This is a genomic window from Desulfonatronospira sp. (genome assembly GCA_003563255.1).
Lineage (GTDB): Bacteria > Desulfobacterota > Desulfovibrionia > Desulfovibrionales > Desulfonatronovibrionaceae > Desulfonatronospira.
This window is the reverse complement of record PWSL01000217.1, coordinates 1-5,362: the sequence shown is the minus strand read 5'-3', so window position 1 is coordinate 5,362 and position 5,362 is coordinate 1. Positions and strand designations below refer to the sequence as shown.

Sequence of the window (5,362 nt, the reverse complement as noted above, 5' to 3'; positions counted from 1 at the left end):
TGAGCACTATCAAGGCTGCTTTTGAGGGAAAACAGGAATTGTTTCAGGGGTTGTACTTAGAAGACTGCTGGGACTGGAGCAGGGTTAATCCTGTGGTGCATGTAAGTTTTGGGTCTGGAGTAGTTCGAAATATTAATGAGCTTGAGACCACCTTTGATGAAATTCTGTATGACCACAGCCGGGAATACGGAATTGAGTATGTAAAACAAAGCTTAAAGGGTCGTTTCGCCGAATTAATTCATAGTCTGCATGAAAAGTCCGGCCGTAAAGTGGTCATCCTGGTGGATGAGTATGACAAGCCCATACTGGACAACATTGAAAACACAGAAACGGCTGTAGCCATTCGTGAAGAGCTCAAGAACTATTATTCTGTAATCAAGGATGCTGACCTTTACATCAAGTTTGTATTTATAACCGGGGTGTCCAAATTCAGCAAGGTGTCATTGTTCAGCGGGTTGAACAACTTGGAAGACATAACCGTGGACCATAAATTTTCAGACATTTGCGGCTACACTCAAGCTGAGCTGGAAAGTGTTTTTGCGGACCTTCTTGAGGGAGTGGATCTGGAAGAGGTCAGGCAATGGTACAATGGCTACAACTGGCTGGGCAAGGAGGTCTACAATCCATTTGATATTCTGCTGTATCTTAAATCAAAAGAGTTTTCCAACTACTGGTTTGAGACCGGCACGCCAAGTTTTTTGATTAAGATGCTGCATTCCAGGAAGTATGTAATACCATCTCTTGAGTCTTTGCAAGCCAGTGAAAAACTTCTAGGCAGTTTTGATATGGAGCGTATTGAGGTTGAGACCCTGCTTTTTCAAACCGGCTACCTGACAATTAAGTCTGCACAGCAGATAGCCGGGGGCAGAAGATTTTTTCTGGGATACCCCAACCTTGAAGTCCGCCGGAGTTTGACTGATTCACTTCTTACTTATCTCACCGGAACTATGGCTGAGTCTGAGAATGCCAAGTTTGCAGCCTATGATGCCTTGCTGGCCAATGATTTAGACAGCCTGAAAGCCATATTTCATGCCTTTTTCGCTTCCATTCCAGCAGACTGGTACCGCAGGAATCAATTGTCTAAGTACGAAGGATATTATGCTTCTGTGGTCTATTGCTATTTCGCCGCCCTGGGTCTGGATGTACGGCCTGAAGAGCCCACCAGCAAGGGACGCCTGGACCTGGCTGTAGGCTTTCAGGGCCGGGTTTACATCTTGGAGTTTGAAGTTGTTGAGCTTGCAGGTGAAGGCAGACCCCTTGAGCAGATCAAGGCCAGAGGCTACGCTGAAAAGTATGCAGGACAGGAAGTGTATCTGATAGGCGTGGAGTTTTCTCATCAGGAACGTAATGTGGTGGGGTTTGAGTGGGAGAGGGTGTAGTCGGCTTGCTCATCAAATCCTGTCACAAAAAAACTTGTTATCTGTTACTGATTATCAGTTATCTGGTTTTGCTGATAACCATAACAAACAGATAACTGGGGTTCGGGGGTAGTCCGCTTTAGACTTACCGCTGAAACCCTGTCAGAAAAGAAGAAAAATGTGAGCCATAGCGGGGGCTTAGAGCTTGGCAGTGGGACTGTCCCAATTGTGGGATACGAGCACCTGTTTATCTTGGGTTGCGGGCACAGCCCGCGTTAGTTGTTGCGCAACCTCTATCTTCAGGGTCAGCGTAAATCTTTTATATTATTATCAACCGGGGCGACCCAGAGGATATGTTCTTTGTTAACAAAAAGGACATTCCCAAGCTCTTCACGCAACGCACACCTGAAAATAACTATAAACCGGTCGTCATATTCAGTCAGCACGTCGGAAAGCCGTGTGCTGCTTTTGAGGTTGATCCAGCCCTTGATGCTTGTCCCGTCGACGAGCTTTAAAATTGCCTGCTTGGAATCATAATCCGCCATTATTTGTCTACAGGTTCTTACTTCCATATTTCTTTGATCGCTTAAGGTTTCGTTTACGTTATCAGGCAACAACACCGGCTGTTGTCAAGAGGGACTAATTGCTCTATTTCTCAACCGGTGCAACCCAGAGAATATTCTTCTTGTTCACCAAAAGCACATTTCCAAGGTCATCCCTTAATGAGCAGTCAAATAGAACAATAAACTGGTCATCATATTTGTTCAACAGGTCAGCTATACGGGTGCAGTATTTGAGATTGACCCAGCCATTGATGGTGGTGCCGTCAATCAGCCTTACAATGGCCTGCTTGGAGTCAAAGTCTGCCGGCTTTCCTTTATCAATGTGCACTTGCATGGTTCTCTCCTGAAAACAACCTTGAAATCCAAAGGCCAAAAAAAGACGAACTTTACAACAACCAATGAATATTTAAAACACATACTTTCAGCGCAAGTCAAGCAGAAAGAATGAATCTGAGCAGGCTGTTGTAAATCTCTCCATTGCTGCTTCGTCCGGTACTGACAGGAAGCGCTTAGTACAAATTTCAGACAAACATGTTGGTCGTTAACGAATAACTTCTCAATAGTTTCTGGCAAGATGCATTTTTTGTAACAGTTTAGCCCTTTTTGAGGAAAGCAGGGGACAGGCACTCCGGGACCCACTTGAGCATGATTTTGTGCTCTAAACGACTCATTTTTTGGGTCAGGTAGGTCCTGGAAGAACCAGTCCCCGTGCTACATGCAAAGCGCTAAGCTGATGCGTAACCATTCAGGGGGGCAGGTGCCGGCCAAGGGGGACAGTCCCCCTCGACACTGTTCCTGCACAAATACAAAAATTACAGACACGAAATTTTGTGAAGCTGCATAATCATTACTTAGCGGGGGACAGTTCCCTGGCCTTGTGCCATTAGCCACAACCGAGGACCCTCTGAATGGTTACTCTGATACGTATACATCCTTCAAAAATGACAGCCGGCGCTGGAATGTCAATTTTTATCTACAAAAATATCATCTCCAGGGTTTCCTTGGATGCTGTCCTGTATTATCGTCCTGGGACCAGGTGAGATGCAGCCCCGCCACGACGCCGGCTTCTCACTGCCCGGGAAATATCCCTCACTGATGGCGGGATCAGACACAATAGAAGGAACAGATCATGAACAACAATTTTGAATGCACAGACTGTGAGTATTGTCTCCCTGACAGTGAAGGCCCGACCTCTAAGGGCATCTGTCTTCTGGATCCTGAATTTGAGCCCTACATTGAAGAAATCATGCAATTCGATTTTAGTAACTGTCACTACCTGATCCAAAAAAAGAGCTTTGATTTCAACTGCAGGGCCTGTTCGGATTTCAGCCCTGCCGAATACATTGAAATGATAGATTTTGGTTATTTTGGGGAAAAAGAGAATGACCTGGATATGCAGAAGATAGACTTTAAGAATCTGCCTGTAGAGCCTTATCTCCAGGACCTGTACTCTTCCAGCGGGTCAAAAAGGCAAGAGGCTGTCAACACCCTTGGCTCACTCACAATCCTTGGCAATGAAAAGGCCAGGGATGTACTTCTTGCTTTCTTAAAGGAACTAGGGCCTCCAGAGACTCTGGAGCAAGCCGGATTCAAGGCTGAAACCCTCAGACATTTTCATGGCCATGAAAGCAATCAGGACCTTCTGGAACTGCTTTTTTCGGATCTTGAAAACACCGTCTCCAACAACAGTACCCGGCAGTGGATTACAGCTATATTAAACTTTCTGGGCCGGGCTCCTCTGGAGCGGATAGATAATCGACTACAGTCTATGGTGGACAGAAAAATTTTCTCGCATCGCCTGAAAAAAAGAGTTCTTTCTGTCATTGATCCCATGAACAGGGAGTATTACTGATTAATATTGTCCAGAGGACGGCTCATGCCGCTGCCCGGGTCAAAATTTATCATTTGCAATAAAATATCAGACGTTGCGACAAATTATCACAAACAATTTGACCTGAACTCTACCTTATCCATAAAACAATGCCAGTTTTGCCAAACCCCGGCTACACTCCGGTCCACCTGTTAAAATACGGCCATATACACACTGTATATCCCGCCCTGTTTCGCCCTGTGCCGGACACTGATCCTGTCCGGGAACGAATAGACACTCCGGATGGGGACTTTCTGGATATTGACTGGCATCTGAGCCTGCGCTCAGATAAAAGGACGGCCGTGGTCATAAGTCATGGCCTGGAAGGAAACTCGCGCAAAAAATATCCCCTGGGCATGGCCAGGGGTCTAATACGGCTGGGAATGGACGCGGTGTGCATGAATTTCCGGGGCTGCTCAGGCACTCCCAACCGTCTGCCCCGCCTGTATCACAGTGGCGTGACTGATGACCTGGACACGGTAATCCGCCATGTAATCAGGCAGAAATATGCAAATATTTTCCTTGTGGGCTTCAGCATGGGAGGCAATCAGCTGCTCAAGTATCTGGGTGAGGATCCCGGGCAGGTCCCTTCCCAGGTCCGGGCAGCAGCCGCCTTTTCCGTACCCTGTGATTTATCCGCATCATCTGCCAGGTTGGACTCAACCATAAGCCGCATTTATGTCATGTATTTCATGCGCAGTCTCAAGGCGAAGATACGTCTGAAGGCGGAGATGTTCCCCAGGATTTATGATGCAAGGGGTCTCAACAGGATACGTACCTTTCACCATTTCGACAACCGTTACACAGCACCCCTGAACGGGTTCCGGAACGCTGAAGATTACTATGCCAAAGCGTCCTGCCTGCAGTTTTTGAAAAACATTCGCGTTCCAAGCCTCCTGGTCCAGGCCAGGGACGATCCCTTTCTGACTCCTTCCTGTTTTCCCCTGGAACAGGCATCGAAAAATCCATGTCTTTTTTTGGAAATCCCCGAATACGGCGGGCATGTGGGCTTTCACCTTCCAGGCAGAGAAAACATCTACTGGTCGGAGTACAGGGCAGGAGAGTTTCTGCCTGGCTATAGCGGCTGAGTATCCAGCCACAAGGCCTTGAACCGGTTTGGAATAAACCCAGAAAAGATGCGACTGCAAAAAGTCTTTCTCGTAACACTGATAAAATAAATAAATTTTTAATTTATCACTACAGCGAAACTTATAAAATATTATACCTGCCTCAATTGGGGACAGGCACCCCCGCACTTTTTTGTCTGATGTGATGATCATTACTGAAAAATAAGTGCGGGGAGAGCCAGTCCCCCTCCGGGCTGTATGCCTCCGGGCAGGAAGCCATGCCACATCCAACGCGCTAAACAGATACATTTAAGCTGAAAAATGATTTTCTCTTCATCAATCTCTTAATCCTGTCAAAAAAGCTCTTTTCTTTATTGAGTTGCGGGCAAAGCCCGCTTAGAAAGTGCTGTGCAGCTTGTACATTCCGAATTCCCTGTGCCCCAGGGCTTCGGCCTTGGTCCTTTTGCCGTTTATGACCTCTATAAGTTCCTGAAAAAGCCTTTC

5 protein-coding genes are annotated in these 5,362 nt (G+C 46.7%); 3 read left to right on the top strand and 2 right to left on the bottom strand.

Annotated features, from left to right (window positions below):
• Positions 1-1,379: ATP-binding protein (locus QZP87_RS06430; protein WP_291322101.1), on the top strand; the 1,379-nt coding region annotated here is incomplete at its 5' end.
• A 284-nt stretch (positions 1,380-1,663) separates the two neighbouring features.
• Here QZP87_RS06430 and QZP87_RS06425 read toward each other — a convergent pair.
• Together QZP87_RS06425 and QZP87_RS06420 are read right to left on the bottom strand one after the other, a co-directional pair.
• Positions 1,664-1,972: a hypothetical protein gene (locus QZP87_RS06425; protein WP_291322100.1), complete on the bottom strand. Its 309-nt coding sequence runs from the start codon at positions 1,970-1,972 to the stop codon at positions 1,664-1,666.
• A 34-nt stretch (positions 1,973-2,006) separates the two neighbouring features.
• Complete coding sequence (locus QZP87_RS06420) at positions 2,007-2,255, bottom strand: hypothetical protein (RefSeq protein ID WP_291322099.1); 249 nt, start codon at positions 2,253-2,255, stop codon at positions 2,007-2,009.
• Positions 2,256-3,050: 795 nt separating this feature from the next.
• Here QZP87_RS06420 and QZP87_RS06415 point away from each other — a divergent pair.
• Together QZP87_RS06415 and QZP87_RS06410 are read left to right on the top strand one after the other, a co-directional pair.
• Positions 3,051-3,773, top strand: a complete 723-nt coding sequence (locus QZP87_RS06415; RefSeq protein ID WP_291322098.1) for a hypothetical protein — start codon at positions 3,051-3,053, stop codon at positions 3,771-3,773.
• A gap of 128 nt (positions 3,774-3,901) precedes the next feature.
• The gene (locus QZP87_RS06410; protein WP_291322097.1) at positions 3,902-4,879 is read left to right on the top strand and encodes an alpha/beta fold hydrolase; all 978 of its coding nucleotides are present in this window, start codon (positions 3,902-3,904) and stop codon (positions 4,877-4,879) included.
• The last annotated feature ends 483 nt before the right edge of the window (positions 4,880-5,362 follow it).

What these genes read in the sequence shown, in the direction of transcription:
- QZP87_RS06420 (WP_291322099.1), bottom strand. Translation starts at nt 2,255, where the DNA reads ATGCAAGTGCACATTGATAAAGGAAAGCCGGCAGACTTTGACTCCAAG.
- QZP87_RS06415 (WP_291322098.1), top strand. Translation starts at nt 3,051, where the DNA reads ATGAACAACAATTTTGAATGCACAGACTGTGAGTATTGTCTCCCTGAC.
- QZP87_RS06410 (WP_291322097.1), top strand. Translation starts at nt 3,902, where the DNA reads ATGCCAGTTTTGCCAAACCCCGGCTACACTCCGGTCCACCTGTTAAAA.